This window comes from Bradyrhizobium sp. 172 (genome assembly GCF_023101065.1).
Lineage (GTDB): Bacteria > Pseudomonadota > Alphaproteobacteria > Rhizobiales > Xanthobacteraceae > Bradyrhizobium > Bradyrhizobium canariense_D.
In genome coordinates this window covers 6,570,138-6,585,669 of sequence record NZ_CP064701.1, presented here as the reverse complement: position 1 = coordinate 6,585,669, position 15,532 = coordinate 6,570,138, and the positions used below count along the sequence as shown (strand labels likewise).

Annotated in this window: 17 protein-coding genes and 1 pseudogene; 10 read left to right on the top strand and 8 right to left on the bottom strand. The window is 59.6% G+C overall.

From position 1 onward, the window contains the following. Positions 1–595: 595 nt before the first annotated feature. Positions 596–1,162, bottom strand: a complete 567-nt coding sequence (locus IVB07_RS31370) for a hypothetical protein (RefSeq protein ID WP_247766837.1) — start codon at positions 1,160–1,162, stop codon at positions 596–598. A 175-nt stretch (positions 1,163–1,337) separates the two neighbouring features. On the opposite strand from IVB07_RS31370, the gene IVB07_RS31365 reads away from it, so the two are divergent. The 3 genes from IVB07_RS31365 to IVB07_RS31355 all read left to right on the top strand — a co-directional run bounded on the left by IVB07_RS31365 (position 1,338) and on the right by IVB07_RS31355 (position 5,236). Continuing rightward, the gene (locus tag IVB07_RS31365) at positions 1,338–2,534 is read left to right on the top strand and encodes a Fic/DOC family N-terminal domain-containing protein (protein ID WP_247442464.1); all 1,197 of its coding nucleotides are present in this window, start codon (positions 1,338–1,340) and stop codon (positions 2,532–2,534) included. 163 nt (positions 2,535–2,697) lie between these two features. Continuing rightward, positions 2,698–3,627, top strand: coding sequence for a DUF6035 family protein (locus tag IVB07_RS31360; protein ID WP_247442462.1), 930 nt, complete (start codon positions 2,698–2,700; stop codon positions 3,625–3,627). Positions 3,628–3,754: 127 nt separating this feature from the next. Further along, positions 3,755–5,236, top strand: a complete 1,482-nt coding sequence (locus IVB07_RS31355; RefSeq protein WP_247456110.1) for an RES family NAD+ phosphorylase — start codon at positions 3,755–3,757, stop codon at positions 5,234–5,236. A 180-nt stretch (positions 5,237–5,416) separates the two neighbouring features. On the opposite strand, the gene IVB07_RS31350 is transcribed toward IVB07_RS31355, so the two are convergent. Then, the gene (locus IVB07_RS31350) at positions 5,417–5,761 is read right to left on the bottom strand and encodes a hypothetical protein (RefSeq protein ID WP_247766836.1); all 345 of its coding nucleotides are present in this window, start codon (positions 5,759–5,761) and stop codon (positions 5,417–5,419) included. 332 nt (positions 5,762–6,093) lie between these two features. Between IVB07_RS31350 and IVB07_RS31345 the strand changes: the two genes are divergently transcribed. Then, the gene (locus tag IVB07_RS31345; RefSeq protein ID WP_247442458.1) at positions 6,094–6,357 is read left to right on the top strand and encodes a hypothetical protein; all 264 of its coding nucleotides are present in this window, start codon (positions 6,094–6,096) and stop codon (positions 6,355–6,357) included. Between the two features lie 177 nt (positions 6,358–6,534). On the opposite strand, the gene IVB07_RS31340 is transcribed toward IVB07_RS31345, so the two are convergent. Further along, the gene (locus IVB07_RS31340) at positions 6,535–6,714 is read right to left on the bottom strand and encodes a hypothetical protein (RefSeq protein WP_247442457.1); all 180 of its coding nucleotides are present in this window, start codon (positions 6,712–6,714) and stop codon (positions 6,535–6,537) included. 23 nt (positions 6,715–6,737) lie between these two features. Here IVB07_RS31340 and IVB07_RS31335 point away from each other — a divergent pair, with 23 nt between their 5' ends. The 3 genes from IVB07_RS31335 (at position 6,738) to IVB07_RS31325 (ending at position 8,377) form a co-directional block, all read left to right on the top strand. After that, a complete protein-coding gene (locus IVB07_RS31335) occupies positions 6,738–7,133 on the top strand; it encodes a DUF6074 family protein (RefSeq protein WP_247766835.1) in 396 nt (131 codons plus the stop codon). Continuing rightward, a complete protein-coding gene (locus IVB07_RS31330; protein WP_247766834.1) occupies positions 7,123–7,773 on the top strand; it encodes a hypothetical protein in 651 nt (216 codons plus the stop codon). Before IVB07_RS31335 ends, IVB07_RS31330 begins: the two co-directional genes overlap by 11 nt. 166 nt (positions 7,774–7,939) lie before the next feature. Beyond that, positions 7,940–8,377: a hypothetical protein gene (locus IVB07_RS31325; RefSeq protein ID WP_247442455.1), complete on the top strand. Its 438-nt coding sequence runs from the start codon at positions 7,940–7,942 to the stop codon at positions 8,375–8,377. 605 nt (positions 8,378–8,982) lie between these two features. On the opposite strand, the gene IVB07_RS31320 is transcribed toward IVB07_RS31325, so the two are convergent. Both IVB07_RS31320 and IVB07_RS31315 read right to left on the bottom strand, forming a co-directional pair. After that, a complete protein-coding gene (locus tag IVB07_RS31320) occupies positions 8,983–9,192 on the bottom strand; it encodes a hypothetical protein (protein ID WP_247412383.1) in 210 nt (69 codons plus the stop codon). Continuing rightward, positions 9,177–9,632 (bottom strand): hypothetical protein, encoded by a 456-nt coding sequence (locus IVB07_RS31315; protein ID WP_247442454.1) that lies wholly within the window; start codon positions 9,630–9,632, stop codon positions 9,177–9,179. Before IVB07_RS31315 ends, IVB07_RS31320 begins: the two co-directional genes overlap by 16 nt. 835 nt (positions 9,633–10,467) lie before the next feature. Between IVB07_RS31315 and IVB07_RS31310 the strand changes: the two genes are divergently transcribed. Together IVB07_RS31310 and IVB07_RS31305 are read left to right on the top strand one after the other, a co-directional pair. Further along, positions 10,468–10,689 (top strand): hypothetical protein, encoded by a 222-nt coding sequence (locus IVB07_RS31310; RefSeq protein WP_026232948.1) that lies wholly within the window; start codon positions 10,468–10,470, stop codon positions 10,687–10,689. A 19-nt stretch (positions 10,690–10,708) separates the two neighbouring features. Continuing rightward, positions 10,709–11,131, top strand: a complete 423-nt coding sequence (locus IVB07_RS31305; RefSeq protein ID WP_247442452.1) for a hypothetical protein — start codon at positions 10,709–10,711, stop codon at positions 11,129–11,131. Positions 11,132–12,511: 1,380 nt separating this feature from the next. On the opposite strand, the gene IVB07_RS31300 is transcribed toward IVB07_RS31305, so the two are convergent. After that, entirely contained in the window at positions 12,512–12,733 is a 222-nt protein-coding gene (locus IVB07_RS31300) for a hypothetical protein (RefSeq protein WP_247339997.1), read from the bottom strand. A 3-nt stretch (positions 12,734–12,736) separates the two neighbouring features. Further along, the gene (locus IVB07_RS31295; protein WP_026232951.1) at positions 12,737–12,970 is read right to left on the bottom strand and encodes a hypothetical protein; all 234 of its coding nucleotides are present in this window, start codon (positions 12,968–12,970) and stop codon (positions 12,737–12,739) included. 1,201 nt (positions 12,971–14,171) lie between these two features. Here IVB07_RS31295 and IVB07_RS31290 point away from each other — a divergent pair. Beyond that, positions 14,172–14,372, top strand: a pseudogene (locus IVB07_RS31290) (DUF2285 domain-containing protein); the annotation flags it as partial. Between the two features lie 219 nt (positions 14,373–14,591). On the opposite strand, the gene IVB07_RS31285 reads toward IVB07_RS31290, so the two are convergent. Next, positions 14,592–14,960, bottom strand: coding sequence for a hypothetical protein (locus IVB07_RS31285; protein ID WP_247296012.1), 369 nt, complete (start codon positions 14,958–14,960; stop codon positions 14,592–14,594). Positions 14,961–15,532 lie beyond the last annotated feature (572 nt).

Sequence of the window (15,532 nt, the reverse complement as noted above, 5' to 3'; positions counted from 1 at the left end):
TAAGAGCTCTCCGGCGGAAGAAGAAAGCTGCCGAGGAGGCAAGGTGCAAATCTGGATGAACCCCGAATGACGTCATTCCCGGTAGCAATCAGACCGCCTGACTCACTGCGCTTCGAGCGCGAGAAATTGATTGGGCGATTGCTTCCGCGGATATCATCGTGGCCAGCGGCCAGGCGCCGCTTCGCAGGCCGAACATATGACCGCACCGTCATCCCTTGTTCAACCAGAGAAAGATCTTGCAGCCCGGGCCGTTCCACATATGAGTCAGAGCCCAATATTGACCCCCTAAGCCGGGGGATCGGCGTCCAAAATTTGCAAGCCGATTGACAGCTGAAGCTGATGAAGGTCGGATTCCCGCGCGGTTTTCGCTGCCGCCGCCAAGGCGTCCGTAAGACGCGACGCAAAGATATTCACTTTGCGGCCGCCCCAGCTATAGCCAGCTCGCGCACCCCTGAGGGGACGGCTCTGGAGCTGCTACAGTGGTTCTGGCAACGCGGGCTGCAGTGTCGACGCCTTTCGCCGTGAATACGAGGGGCGCGCAGCCTAGAAACCGGCGCCGCTTTTTTGAAACGGCGCCGGTTTCTTTGTCAAAGGTCTAGTGAGCGGCGGCACCTTGCTTGATCGCAGAGGCGAAGTCTTCGACAACACGAACAAATAGATCGGGATCACGCAGTGCGTTCTTGAGCTCCTCAGTCCAATCCGGATTCGACTCGGTCCACTTGATCAGCGCGGTCGCCTTGACGCCGCGATGCTTGATCAGGAAGTTGGAGATCTTTGCCGGCACCGCGCCCGCGACAAACGCGGCTCTAGCCGGTGCGGCGCGCGCCAGAAGAATGAAAGCCCGCGAGAAGCTCGCGAGATCGTCCTCTTCCGCGAGTTTGGTGAGGAGGTCCAGTACAGGACCGGAAGGGGTCGTGTAGGCTGCCGAGCCCTGGGATGCGATCGCCTCGGCAATGCGGTTCAGTGTTTCTGGGGGCATGCTCTTAATTCCTTCGTCAAGGCCGGCGAGCGCTTTTGCTTTTGCCCTGCGATCGGCGGCGAGGTTTCTGATGTCGTTTGCGTCTCGTTCGGTGGGCACCCACACACGGACTTCCTGCCAGCCTTCAGCCAGGCGAACGTCGCGCTGGCGTCTTACTCGCCTGACTACCGTAGGATCGGCCACGAAATGTCTCCGTACTGTCGTTACGCCATCTATACCGTAACGACAGTACGGGAAAGAGGTTCCTTGATGGAACCTAAGAACGTTAGATAGGGCCCACCATCAGTCGCTTTATTGAAGTATAGATAAACAACCTTTATTCTGGTGTCGGACTTGGCTCTTCTGCGAAAGGTTTCTCTTGAACCGCAATAATCTCACTCACGCCGTTCGGGAACGATTGCAGCGGCTTCCGGCGCCCTATGCGGCGCATTACGGCGTGGTTCCGCTGCCCCCGCCTGAGGACGGGGTTGCCGCGGGGTCGGTCCTTGCCCGGCTCAGGGCGGCGGATGCAGCCTTGGTGCGCATCGAGACGCTCGCGGCCGAACTAAAGGACCCGTATCTGATCAGCCGCATCTTGCCACGGCGGGAAGCTGTCAGCAGCTCGGCGATCGAAGGCACCAACAGCACGCTTGACGAATTGCTGTCCGGTGAAGAAAGCGAAGATTCCCAGCAGGGCGAGGCGGTAGTTCAGGTGCGTGACTACGCGCTCGCGCTCGATGACTTCCTGCCGCGGGCCAGACAAGAGAAACTGGAAATCTTCACAAGCGGTTTGGTGCAGGATCTGCATCACGCCGTCATGCGCGGCGACGCAGAATACAAGGACAAGCCCGGCGATCTTCGCCAGGTTGTGGTCTGGACCGGCGGCAGGGGCGATATTGCTTACTCGACCTACAATCCGACGCCGCCGTCTGAGATTGCCGCGTGTCTTGAGGACACGATGAAGTACATGCGCTGCGAGGGCATGCAGGCGATGTACCAGAGCTTCATTGTGCGAATGGCGGTTGCGCATGCACATTTTGAGGCAGTCCACCCGTTTCGTGACGGCAATGGCCGCGTCGGCCGTCTCCTCCTGCCGTTGATGATGGCGGCGGAAGGCATGATGCCGATTTACCTGTCACCGTACATTGAAGCCCACAAGGCGGCTTATTATGAATCGCTCAAAGCGGCTCAGCAGCGCCTCGATTGGCATGAAGCGGTCGGATTCATGGCGGACGCAATTGTCGGCACCACGGATGAGCTGCTGAAGACGCGCGACGCTTTGTCTGCACTTGGCGATCTATGGCGAAAGCGGCGCAAATTTCGCCAGGGCTCAGCGAGCCTGCGAGCACTCGATGTTCTGCCGCACTATCCAGTGCTGACCGTCAAGCGTCTGGCCTCGCTTCTCAGCATTACGGTGCCTGCAGCGTCGCAAGCGGTAGAGCAACTGGTCGAGAATAAAATCTTGAACGAGCGTACCGGCTATGCGCGCAACCGCGTCTTCGCCGCGCCCGACGCGCTGTCGATCATTAACCGCCCGTTCGGCGAAGAACCCATTCTTCCCGGTGCGGACACCTGACGGCCGGTATGCCGGGCTGACAATCGGGGAAGCCGCGAATTGCGTCTTCGCCCCGCCGCCGGTCATGCCGTCGGCGGGACTTCCTTGAGACACAGGCGATTTTCCATAGCACGCGATCCCCCAAATGCTCAATGATCACGCCGGACGAAGGGAGATTCGGTAGATGGTCGAGGCGATTCTCCGAAGGACACTCAAAAGAGTGCTTGACCTTGCATCGATGCACAGCATCACGAGTGATGCGCTCATAGCGATGAGCAAGGACGATTATCAGGTTCTCCGTCGCGCGGCGACGCGCGCGCGGCTCGACAGGAAAGCGCGTTTCGTCTGCGCGAAATGCGGACATGCCGTCTACGCTCCGCGCGAAGGCCGGACCGGCCAGCCTTACTGGAAACACCACCCGGGTGCCCCACAGCTTTGTCCCTGGTGGACGGGGACGCCGGCCAGCGTCGATATCGTTAGCGCGCAGCAATTTGACGGAGCGCAGGAAAGCCCGCTGCATGCTAAAATCAAACATATCGTCGGTGAGTTATTGACCAACGATCCGCGCACGACCGCAGGAAGCGTCGTTGTCGATGAGTATCTTATCCTAGAGAATGGACGGCGGCGGCCGGACGTACGCGCGATCTATGATCGCATGCCACTCGTCGTGGAGGTTCAACTTGCAACCACGCAAATCCCCATCATCGTGCAACGCGAAGATTTCTATGAGAGCGCGTCCATTCGCCTGATTTGGCTCACCTGGAATTTTGAGCCCCCCACGAGCGGCCGATTACTCAGTTCGTTTGAGGACATTTTCTACTCCCACGACAAGAACCTGTTCTCAATTGACGATGAAACGATAGCCCTCTCCAGACAGCGGCGAGAAGTAATCCTGCGCGCGTTCTGGCTGGATGAAGACGCATGGCGCTCGAAATTGGTCACGATTTCCGACCTCAATTGGATCGAGGGAGGGCGCGCAAACGCGGTCCCGTCGAGGCCGCCTTGGCATCATGACTTTCTGTCGCGCTGGCGCGGCGCGCTCGGCGAAAGAGGTACGAAATGGAAAGAGCGGATCGCGCTGGCCTTGTTCCCGGAGATATTCTCTTCAGCTTGACGCAATGCCAGCAGCGTATCTCAGCGCTTGACGTATTCTGTAGCGCAATCAAGTGAGTCGAGGATTGCGGACGGGGCCAGATTGCCTGTGGGGGCAGCGGCTTGGTAGGAGACGATGGCGCAACAAGGTGGAAAATATCGTGCATTCCGTAGATAGTGACGACCTCGAAGCGAAGCGCATATGCTACGCCTGCATTGGCGAGCAGTATCTAAGCGAAGAAGTTCGCGCAAAGGGCAAACGCGCCAAGTGCAGCTATTGCGACAAGGCGCGTCGTACCTTCAGCCTTGACAAGATGGCCGCACGTGTGGCGACCGCGTTCGAGCAGCACTACTATCGAACGTCAGATCAACCAAACGACTACGAATATATGCTCCAGCGCGACAAGGAGCTGAGCTACGAATGGAATCGACATGGCGATGATGTCGTGTACGCCATTCAAAACGCCGCCGAAATCCCTGAAGACGCGGCCCAGGACGTCCAGTCAATCCTGGAGGAGGAACATAGCGATTTCGACAGCGCGGCCATGGGTGAAGAGACGGAGTTCGCGAGCGACAGTTACTATCAAGAGAAAAAGGTCAGCGATGATGCTTGGCGCGAGGAATGGTATCGGTTCGAGAATTCACTCAAGACCGAGGCGCGTTTCTTCAGTCGCACCGCAGCTACGCATCTGGCGGCCATCTTCGACGGGGTGGATGCTTTGCGGACGCGGCAGGGGCAGCCTCTGGTCGTAGATGCGGGGCCCGGAACGCTCTTCCATACACTCTCTCGTGCCCGGGTCTTCCAGTCCGAGGACAAACTCGAGGTGGCGATGTGTCGGCCCGACCTCCAGCTCGGGTCGCCCCCAGCGCTGGTGGCTGCGGCAGGTCGCATGAATGCGCGGGGCATTTCTGTGTTCTACGGCGCCAACGATCCCAAGGCCGCCATCGCCGAGGTGCGGCCTCCGGTTGGAAGCAAGGTTGCCGTGGCGCAATTCGAGATTATCCGAAAACTCCGGCTGCTCGATCTGACGGCGCTCAAGAATGTCCAGATGCGCGGAAGCATCTTTGACGTCGATTTTGCGCGCCGGCTGGAACGAGCGCAATTTCTGAAATCTCTGAGCAACCGTATCACCCAACCGGTCATGCCCGACGATGAGCCTTTCGAGTATCTGGCAACGCAAGCCATCGCCGATTTTCTCGCAACGGAATCCTCGGTGCCCATTGATGGCATTATCTTCCCGTCGGTTCAGGTCGCGGGAGACGTGCTCAACGTCGTCCTATTCCACAAGGCTGCGCGCGTCGAGGCGATGGAAATTCCGAGCGGGACCGAGATCAGAGCCAGGACGGGGCAAAGTACCGCGGAGGGGTGGGAAGTCGATTACTCGGTATTCGAGGAGGTGCCGCCGCGGCCAAAGGTTGATGAAGAAAAGGAAAAATCGCCAGGATGGCCCGACTTCGATGCCATGCCGGCGTTGGCGGGAGAACGGGTCGATTCCGATCTGCGGGAGCCAAGCCTTCGCGTCATGCCGGACAGCGTCAGCGTACACCATGTGGAGGGCGTCGTCTTCAAGACAGACGAGTATCAGGTGCGTCGTTCCCGCTGGGAGAAGGACGATCGATCCCCGTTCTAAATTTACACCCGGTCACGAGAAGGTGTGTGATGGCGGCGGCGACTAATGGCGCTGACGCATGAGGCGCTTTCGCCGGCCACAAGCAGTGGCACGAAAATTCCTACGACGACCGCGAACGTATCGATGAGAACAGCGGCCCGAATTGGGATGCGCCAGCGCTTGCCTGCAAGGGAATAGCTTTCATTCTTCCTTTGGCGACCACGGATCAGGCAGGCTGACAATGTCGGCGAACCGCTTTCCGTCCCGAAACATCCACTTGTCGTCGTCCGCCTCAAATCGGTTGATCTCTCGTAGCTCGCCCGGAAGAGGGTGGTCCGCCCAAGGATGAACTGCGAGTACCGGCTGCCATTTCTCCTCTCTCAGCTTCGACAATCCTGTCTCAGGTAAGAATAGAACTGCGCTCACATGCGTGTTCCGCGGACCGTTAGGCCCATGCCAAAATCCATTCTTTGCGCGAGTGATATGAGCCGAGCCACCGTTGAACTGCACGATCTCGTCGCCAAAGATGGCGTCTCCGTAACGCATCCGAGTAATCAGCTCGGCGCAGTCATCCGCCGGCATTCGACGCCGCGGTGAAACGAAAGCACCGTCACTTGCATTCGCCTTCGTCTCTCTACGCTCGAAATCAACCGGTAAAGCGCCCGGAATGACCGCCGCAAATCACATCGCTGCGCGATTTCGCACCCGCCCATTCGATGTAGTCGTTTCATCAATAATCCGTCGGACCGGAATAAACCTCGCATCAACGACATAACTCCGGTGCTTTAGTATTGGATTTTGGGCGCGTTGACGAGCGCTCTGAGTGTTGCGAATGATTGCGGTCTTGGACGAAACTGAAGCCTAGGAGAACTCTCCCAATGCGCCGCGAATTGCCGCCCCAGTTGTCGACCTCCCATCGTTCTCGCCCCGGCGACATGACGCTCCCGGACGTCGTCAAACTTTACAACCTGTCCCTGAACGTGCCCGCCGACCGCTTTTGCGAAGTCGCTGGAATTGGGACAACCAGATTTTATGAGCTAGTGAAGGACGGCGTGATCCGCGTTCGAAAGAACGGACGCCACACGACTGCTCCTGTGGAAGAGTTGTTCCAGCTTCTGCGCGGCGATCAAGCCGCCGCCTAACCTTCCACTTCGGTGCGCGCGGTTCCGTCCCGCGTCAGCGCCGGCGCCGACCCGGCGGACGTACCCGGGCGGCGCGAGCGGCGGCGCGCTGCGGTCTCTGAACCTTTCCCCAGCGCGCCGCCCTTCATCCAGCAGACCGGGAGTTGACCGATGAAGCGCCGACGCAAGGCAGTTCCTTCAGCGCACGTTTACGCGTTCCCGTCGGCCCGCCACCGTCGGATCGTCGCTTTCATAGCCGCCGAAATGCGCAAGCGACCGTCGGCTGACGACGCTGAGAAATATCTGATCAAGCACCTGGACATCGAGTGAGGCCGGCTCGCTGGGCTGGGCGTCACCGATGCCGAAACCGAACAGCATTGCCACGCTTTCGCGAAGGCCGCTTGGCAGATCGTCTTCGCAGATCGTCGGACTTGGGGGGCAGCATGACTAAACGGGCCGTGTCGCGCGCCGTGCGCAACGCCCGGCGCGAAGTGGCGCCGGCCCAGGAAGGCGATCCCCGGCTTCATGTCCGCATCGCCGAGCCAAAGGCGAAGGTCTTACTTTTGCCCGGCCGCTTCCGGGAAGCCGCTTACATCAAGCGCCACGTCGAATTCGTTCTGACGCGACCTGCCGAGCAAGGCGAGCAGCATGTTCGGCAAAATCTAAACGCGATCCGTCGGACACTAGATGAAATAGGCGTTGATCATTTCACCATCGACGCGGAAGTCCGGCGCATCGAAGCAAAGGTCCGCGCCGAACTGTGGCGGCAGGTTCTGACGCCGGGCGGTGACCAATGAGCACCGCTGCCGCACGCTGGCTTACCGGGCCGCGGTGGCCCGCCTAGAGCAGGCCCGGGCGCTGGCGGCTGAACAGTGGCCCGAACCGCCGCCTTCGATCGTGATCACGTCCGCGGCCGACCGGCGGGCCTTCCAAGGTTACTTTGAGCAAGCCGAAGGGTTCGAAGGCCAGCCGCTCTATCGCACGATCGTCGATGCCAACGGGGCGGTCCACGCCGACGCGGCCTGGCTCAACCTGCTCAAGCCCGATCGTCTCCGCATCGCACTCGCCGCGGTCCGGGGGGATACCGAACGTTGGGGAGGCAAGCGGGCTAGGCAACGACTGGAAGGGGACCTGACAGCGCGAATTGTCGCAGCCGAACGATACGGAGCCCAGTGCGCCAGAGCTATCGAAGTCTCCGGTGTCGAAGCCGCGAAGGACGCAGCACACAAAGAAGCAAGGAAAATCCATTCTTTGCTGTATAGAAGTCGCCAGCACGCGCCGCTTACCGTCTCAGGAATGTTGATCTTGGCGCGCGGCATGATGCTGTTCGAGGAAGTGCAGAAGAGCAACTATTGCGGCGGCGAACAGGGGCGAGGTCTGCTTCTGGGCCGCGAGTTCGCAAGTGCGGTCCTTCGCGTCGCCGGAATTGCGGCATAACATCGTCGAATGGGGCGGCGGCTTCCGCCGCCGTCCTCCGGGGCATCTTTACGAAAAAGGTCCAACCATGGGCGAGCGAAGGCGAAGACGAATGATGATGGCATACCATGAAGCGGCCCACGCAGTGCTGGCTCGCCGTCAAGGGCTAGCATGCGCGGAAATACGTATGTCAGGATCGGTCGGAGCCCTAACGGCTTCGGCGTCTTATGAGAGTGGAGAAGCAGTAGAAGCGAAGATTGCGGGGTACGAGATCGATGCCGCTGTAGCATTAGCAGGACCAGTCGCGAACGTTCGTTTCTCCGGGCGTCCCAGCTCGTTTTCTGACGGCGCCGAAAGCGACTTGCAGATTGCACAAGCGGCGGCCGCTTCTATTGCTCTATTGAAATCCGGCCAGTCGTTGCCCGGCGCTGGGAACGAGGAGCTTGAACTTCCCCGGGACGTCCTTCGGCAGGCGAACGACATACTGGCCGTCATCTTGCAGAATTGTGAAGAGTTGGTCGACGAGCACTGGGCCGAGATTGATCGTGTAGCGAAAGTCCTAATGCACCGCGATCTGATCACGGCCAGTGAACTTGACCAGCTTATAGCCGAAACACCCAGCTGAATTGCATGTACCAAGCTGACCGCTCTGAACGCGTCAAGCTTTGGCGAAGGTCGCTCTAGCGATCCTTCCGGAACGCTGCCGGTTTCATTATCCAAGCGCTCGACGGCCGGGCCCGCGTTTACGACTTCCGATACAACGATATGGCGCTGTCCTTGCGTCGGCAGATCGACAATCCAGCGCACACCAGAAAACTCGAAATTAGGTTCCAGGGCGAGCGGATGTTGTTTGCGGAGTGGACCGACGATGGCTTTACCAAACGGTCATATAGGTCGGGTGTTGGGAAGCGCGGCTACGTCGGTACGAACGAGTACCCGCGCTGGCCGGGCCGGTCAAAGCAGCGACATGAAGCGCGACCTACCATACTGGCCGGCGGCGCTGCGGCTGGGTCAAGCCGCGAGCTATTGCGGGCTGTCGGCCCACATGTTGAAGGCCGTCTGTCCGATCAAGCCGATCGAGTTCACGCAATCAAGCCGCGGCAATCGGTATCTGCGAGCTCGGGCCAAAACCATGCCTGACCGAGGTCGCGTTCACTTCGATCTAGGTAATCGTCAGGCGACGTTCTATCCCGAAGTGGCGTCTGATATCGATGTCGTGGTTCGCTTGCTCTACTTGGTGGAGGTCATCAGCGCGAAGCCGACGACGGCCAAGATCGCGACCGGGGCAACCACGACGATCAGTTTCAGGAAGAACGTCCCGGCTATGTCGATCGCCGGGGAGAACTGTTTACCGGCGGTCGGGGAAATCCAGCCGATGACGATGCGGATCGCTAGAAGGAGGATCGCGCCGGCGAGAGCCAGGATCAAAATGATTGCCAATAGCAGCCCCCCCCTGCAACACTCCGGAGGCGGCCGGGTTTGGCACCGACGGACACTACACTCGTGATTGCCGCGAGGAATTCCCCCGCGGTGGTTCCTAGCGGCGCGCCGCGGTGGCGCTTTTCCGCGTCCCTGATCTGGCGCGCCTCATGGAATTCTTGGCGGGAGATACCGACGTCGGCCGCTGTCGGCTTGCTAGCGTTCCGGGTGGTAACTCTAGGCAGATTATCTCCAAGACGCGCAACCTCACCCCGCGCTTGCGCTGCGTCGTATTCGTCGGCAAGCCGACGCTTTGCCCGCGCCTCGATATTAAGCGCATCGCCTTGCGCGCGGTAGGCGCAGATCAGTTCGTCGTGGGCCTTCTTCGCCTTCGCAAGCCGCGCTTGAAGCTTCGCTGCAGTATAGGCAAACGACAGCACGGTCGCAGGCGTCGAGTTCATCGACCGAGAATGCCTCAACCTGCGCAGCTGACATGGTCGGCGCCTTCCGTTGCTTGCCGTGGCGGCCGGTTCGTTTTGCAACTGGTAACTGCTTTCCAGTTGATCGACGGGCTTTCGCTACGATTGGGTGACTGACGCCGATTTCCGCCGCGATAGCGCGGTCAAACTTCTCCGGGTTAGCAGCGATCGCTTCCGCCGTGCGCTGCGCGGCAGGGAGGTACGGCGCGCGGCGCAGAACTCCGTTGAGCCGCCCTCACAGGCCATGATCGCCCCCCCAAAGTTTGATGGAGCGACGGCTCTCAAAGAATGGAGATGGCTGTTGGCTGCACTGCAACGCGTGATGGCGCGCGCGACTAGGATGCAAAAGGACAGGTCCGCGCTCCTATCGCTTGCCAAGGGGGTCTGATATTTTGTCGCGTGCCGATCTTTTTGATCCATATTTTTCGAAGACGCTGCAAATTCGATCGTGCCCCGGTGGGAAGTTTTATTCATGCAAAGTGATTTAAGCTGCGCCGAGCGTCACGCGGCGAGTACCGCTGAGGTCGAAGAGTTCGCAGCCGAGCCCCTCGCGACCGGCAGACCCGTAGCTGCAAACGATAACATTGAGGACGGGCCGTGGCTGCTCGTTCCATTTCCTGAGGATTGGTGCGCGACGTGTTGAAACATAGTCCAAGAACCTAGCCCCTTGGCGCGGGTAGCGTCGCGACGGTAGAATGTTCGTAGACGACCGCTGACTAACAAGAAGGCACAATGAAATTTGCCGAGAGCAGGAACACTATTGATCGCAGCGAGGTTTGTTCTTCATCAGAGGCTAGGCGTTGCGGAGTTCTCTTCCATGGCTACCCAGATTGTAATGGACAGCACAGGCGACAGCAGACATTTTTTTGAGCAAGACGACCCCAAGGGGCTCGCCGAGGCCGAGCGGCGCTTCAAGATGTTTACCGGCCGGGGATTTACCGCTGCCACTCGGACCCCGGCCGGCGATCTCAAGCTGATACGGACATTTGATGCAACAGCGGAGGAAACGCTGTTCTATCCGCACTTAGTCGGCGGTTAGAACCGTCGTAGCACCGAAGATGTTTTTGTTCGGACGCAACGTCGCGCAGGGCGCGCGTTTGCGCGCCCTGCGTGCGCTTTATCAGAGCTTCAACGAGCAAAATGGCCCGGAAGCGCGTGCACGCCGTCTTTTGCGGGAATGGTTATCTCCAGAACAGCGCGCGCAATTTGATGTCAATGGCTTTTTTGAAGTCACTGGTTCTCTTACCGGCCGTCGATACCGAATTCATCAGGGCACCATGAGCAATGTTTTGGAGCTGGATGAAAAATTGGAGCCTAAGGTGGGATGGTGCTTCCTCCCCGAACGGGCGTTGGCAGTTGGCGATGTGATGCTCGCCCAGAAGATCGCACTCGAAACCGACGAAGCCGCGGTTCTCGCGACCGCCAAGTCGTTTTCTCCGAGACTGCCGTTTGTACCCCGAGCGGTGCGGCGCGCTCCCTAGATCTGATCATGGGCGGGGCCGCCGCTTGTGGCGGCGACCCCTAGCCGCGAAGCCGCCGGACGCGAGACGAGGACGACTTCGCGACTGCATCCAGCATCGGCGCCGCCGGCGGCAGGCGCAAGGACGTCTGTGCGTTAGTGTTACTTGGGCTGCTTGACGGCGCCTGATGGCCTCACAGATGGGGACCGCGAGGCGATCGCTTCAACCTTTTGTAGCGTTCGTGCGAACTCAGACCGCAGATGTTGGACGTGCGCGACGTCCCTCGGCTCTGACAGAAACGCGATCTTCACGAGGAAGCGGTTCAACAGCGACGCTATTCCATGATTTTCGGAATGTTGCGAACGCAGTACGGTGAGTTGCCGACGCATCTCGACGAGATCAAGCGGTTCGTGGTCCGGCTGCTTTTCCAAACGAAACCGCCTGCAATCAAACGAAGCGCCGCGTCGAATATGGTGGTGCGACGACTTCGCCTTGGGTGGAGCCGGACGGGCAATGTCCGGCGCTCAGAAGGTAACGCTTCGCAGCGATGCTGCAATCGAGTTGCAAAATTAAGCTTGATGCAGCGAGATCAGGTTAATTCTGGAACAGCCGTGCTCCCGATCTATAGCTCCCGTCCCGTCGCCGGGTGGCTGCGGTTCTTCACCTTGATCCAGTGCTTCTGCCGACGGCCACGGTGAGGCCGATCGCGATGCTTGGATACCAGCCCCTCAAGACCCATGCGATAAGCGGCCCGGAATAGCTAAGGGCTGATCTCGCCGCGATCGGGAATGCAGCGTCTCAATCACGGGAGCCGTATTTCGTAAGCCGAGCTGGCCTTACTCCCAGCCGCGCCGGCCTATTGGTCCTTCTGCCGAATGCTCGCGGTGGAGGCGGGCCATCTCGCGATTGGGCCGCCTGATGAAGTCGCGCTCGACGCAAAAGCCGGCCGTGATTGAAGCGGTCAGTGCAAGGCCGCAGGCGAGGTAGCTATTCATGAAATCCCACAAAATGTTGCTGCCCGCGACTACAAGAAAAGTGAGTGCCATGACAGTATCGCGAAATGCCCGAACCATGTTGCCCCAAACTGATTGGCGAGGCTTCACTTAGCATCGCAACCACGACGATCAGCGGCGTCGATGGGGCATCCGGCGCCGTCTTTCTGCACGGAGTGCGCGCTCGCTGAACCAACCGGCCAGCAGGACCGCAAAGGCGGCGACAATCTCGCCGGCGGCCGCCCATCGGATCAGCGAAGCCCGGTCGTCTGCTGGCATCGCCGCGAGTGCATCAAGTTCGGCGCCCTTGTCCAGCGATGTACCGTCGAGGCGGTCTAGATCGGGGCCTGGCGCCTTGGCGAGGTCGGCGCAAGCGGCAGCCTGATAGGCATCGCCGACGGCGAACCGCCTACTGTTGTGGATCGCCGATGTCGAACGCGCCTAAACGGTAATCTTCGCCCACCGATTGCTCAGTCGTTGGCCCCACAATCAAAGTGAACGTCGCGTCGGGATAGCGCGTCCACACTTCGATGTCGTCTGACGTAACGGTTAGATAGCCGAAGAAGCATTTGTAACGGCCGGGCTCTGTCATGCGGCCGATCTTCTCCCAATTGATCTTGTTAACGCGCACGCCCTAGCTCCACTCGTTTTCGGGGAGCGAGCCGGGCGGCGGCTTGAGTTCTTCTAGGCCGGCTTCGATAGTTGTTATTTCGTCTTGGACGGCCTGAACAGCGTTCGCGGGATCGATGCCGGAGACAGCGTGTAGTTCGCCCAGCATCTTGCGCCGATGCGCGAGCAGGTCCGTCAAGGCACGTCGGTCCCGCACCTTCACGTAGCCGGCGACGATCATTTCCATGGCTGTTGACACTGCGTTGCCTCCACTGCGCCTTTGAGTTATCGCGGCCGGCTAAGCTCCAACAGACCGGCTTCGGTCATACGATATTCGACGCCTTTGCCCGTTGAGCGTCGCTCCATCCATCCGTTTCGTAAAAGAGCGAGCGTCGTTCCGGGGCTGCCGGGAAGCTTTAACGAAGACACCCAATCGCGGTCACGAAGACGATCGAGAAATTGCCGGTGATAGTGCTTAAAAAGCGACCTGCGCTTTTCTTGCCGACGGCTGTCTCGCAGTATCGTTTCAGGCGGGAGTTCGGTTTCCATGCGGTTTGTTGCCATCGCATGGTTTACGATCACTTAACGACCGGGAACAGCCGGCAATCTTTTCTAAATGGTTCATGGTTGTTGTTTTGCGGCATGGGAGGACGCATCTGCTTGGTTCGTGCCCACTGTCAGGCGAAGCTATGCTCGCCTGGTCCATCGAGGTTGAATTGCATCCGCTTGTAGCCGATAGCATCAGGTCGACCGATGACCAGCCCCACTGCCAGAAGGGCAGTCTTTGACCTTGCTCAAGGCGGTTTGAGACAAGGGCGCTTAGAACCCAACACGCAGCCGAACGGCGCCGCCATGACGTTGCTGAGGTTGTGGGCCCGGGTTCCTAGGAATACCGGGCCCGCCTTGTTTTACCGGCTCAGGTGGCGGCCGCGATCCGCCGAGAGATGCTCCACATTGGCATTGAACTTCCGTTACGGCGCGCAGGCGCTGCGGTCCCAGCTGGGCGCGTGTTTGGCGTCGGCGCCGGCCCATCCCAAGCCTGCATGTTGGGCTGGCCGGATCAATAACCAGTGTGCAACATGACCGGGCTGTCGAGTGCCGGCAGTCCTACGGCCCCGCGCTGCGGTAGGTGCGGACCCCGAAACGCGGGGGCGATTTGGCTATCCTGTCCAACTTCCCTAGCGGCTTGGAAGCGGCCGCGGGCTGCATGGAATGTCGCAGCGGCGCTGCCTCGGTACTCGCCCGGCGCGCTTCACAAGAACGCCGGATGACCAGCCCTACCGCGGGCCGAATTGGGAACGCCGGCGCGCATACCGATCACGTCAACCCGGATCGCGCGGGAAATAAATCAGCGACCTTTCGCAGCGGCCTTAGTCCCGTGCCGGCGCCCACCCGGGCGACACAAAGACCGAGAATGGTCCCGGCGCTGCAACCAATGATCGGAAGGAAGCACATGTTTCTATGATGAACAGCACCGCATCACCTATCTCCGCATGCTTGATGCCGATGCGGAAGGCGCTGACTGGCGCGAGGTATCGCGGATCATCTTGCGCATTGACCCGGAACGTGAGCCAGCGCGCGCTCGGCCCGCGTTCGAAAGCCATCTTGAGCGCGCGAAATGGGTCGCTGACAGTGGGTACCGTCGGTTGCTGCGGCAAGGATGGCCTTCGGCTGCTGAAAGGGCTAGGTCACGACAATGGCCGGCGGGCATCGCTGCCGCCGGCCATCGCTTTGCGCTACCTGTGGCTGGGGGGCTGATCGGCAGCGCTGATGGTAAGCCTGCCGAACCCCGATCAACAACCCGTTAACCAATTCGGGCAGGCTCTGGCTATTTCGCGGGCAACAACGCGGCGGTGTGCTGGGACCTGCGTTGAACCAGTTCAATGCTTTCGCAGCGGTATTGCCACATCCACGACCACGCCTCCGCCGTCTCTGGTGAACGCCTGACACCCGACTGCTGCGTTAGGAAGAGCAACGCTAGCTTGTTCGCCGTCGTCCTTGAGTGCGGTTCTCTGGCATCGATGAGCCGCCGCCTGCAGTTTTTTCGGATCGACACCCGTGACCGCGCTTCCTGCCGTCGCGGCGAGGGCAAACCAATCATTTGACGGGAAGCCGCTCGCGTTCACAAACTTTGGATCGCAGATTAAGACCCTGTCCGGCTTCTTGAAAAAGACACTGCCGCCGGAGGCCGAGAAGTGATCGAAATGCGTGTTTCCCGCTCGATGATCCGAGCCGTTATCTCCCTGCATTCCGGCGTCTCGGCGGACCGCTCGCCGGCAATCGCGGCTGTGAGCCGGCATTCCGAGAAAATCATAGCCGTGAAGAGCACCGCATTTATGCCAACGAGAAGCCCGAGGCCCATGCCAAACAGACGGTGCACTTCTAATCTCTTGGGCTCACTAACTTTGTATCCGAAGCCGCGCCGACTATTCGCATCTTCTCTATCGGCGCCTCCGTTGTATCGGCAATCTCATACGTTTTATTGCTGCCGGAATATAGAAATACGACGGCTCCCGTCACGTCGGGCAGGTGCAAGAAGTAAGCGGCTTTTTCGACCGCGCTACGTCGAAGGAAGCGCCTCGGAAGGGACTTCCCTGAGGAGGAAACCTTCAACTCAACGATTACCTTCTCCGTAGAGCTCACTCCCGTTGATCGCTCGACGACGATATCAGCCTCTCTATCAGAGAACAGTTGGCTCTGTTTGACCCTAACACCTGGCACGCCGCGCAGCGCACTGACGAGATAGCCCGCAATAGTGCCCACCGTACGAAGATAATGCGGTCTCAATTGATCGCGAGAAACCAAAGGATCATCTGTATGT

Bases quoted from the DNA above. Each gene is read 5' to 3' on its own strand.
- IVB07_RS31325 (WP_247442455.1), top strand. From the start codon at position 7,940: ATGTCAGGATCGGTCGGAGCCCTAACGGCTTCGGCGTCTTATGAGAGT.
- IVB07_RS31305 (WP_247442452.1), top strand. From the start codon at position 10,709: ATGTTTTTGTTCGGACGCAACGTCGCGCAGGGCGCGCGTTTGCGCGCC.
- IVB07_RS31350 (WP_247766836.1), bottom strand. From the start codon at position 5,761: ATGCGTTACGGAGACGCCATCTTTGGCGACGAGATCGTGCAGTTCAAC.
- IVB07_RS31345 (WP_247442458.1), top strand. From the start codon at position 6,094: ATGCGCCGCGAATTGCCGCCCCAGTTGTCGACCTCCCATCGTTCTCGC.
- IVB07_RS31360 (WP_247442462.1), top strand. From the start codon at position 2,698: ATGGTCGAGGCGATTCTCCGAAGGACACTCAAAAGAGTGCTTGACCTT.
- IVB07_RS31285 (WP_247296012.1), bottom strand. From the start codon at position 14,960: ATGCAGGGAGATAACGGCTCGGATCATCGAGCGGGAAACACGCATTTC.
- IVB07_RS31340 (WP_247442457.1), bottom strand. From the start codon at position 6,714: ATGCTGTTCGGTTTCGGCATCGGTGACGCCCAGCCCAGCGAGCCGGCC.
- IVB07_RS31315 (WP_247442454.1), bottom strand. From the start codon at position 9,632: ATGAACTCGACGCCTGCGACCGTGCTGTCGTTTGCCTATACTGCAGCG.
- IVB07_RS31310 (WP_026232948.1), top strand. From the start codon at position 10,468: ATGGCTACCCAGATTGTAATGGACAGCACAGGCGACAGCAGACATTTT.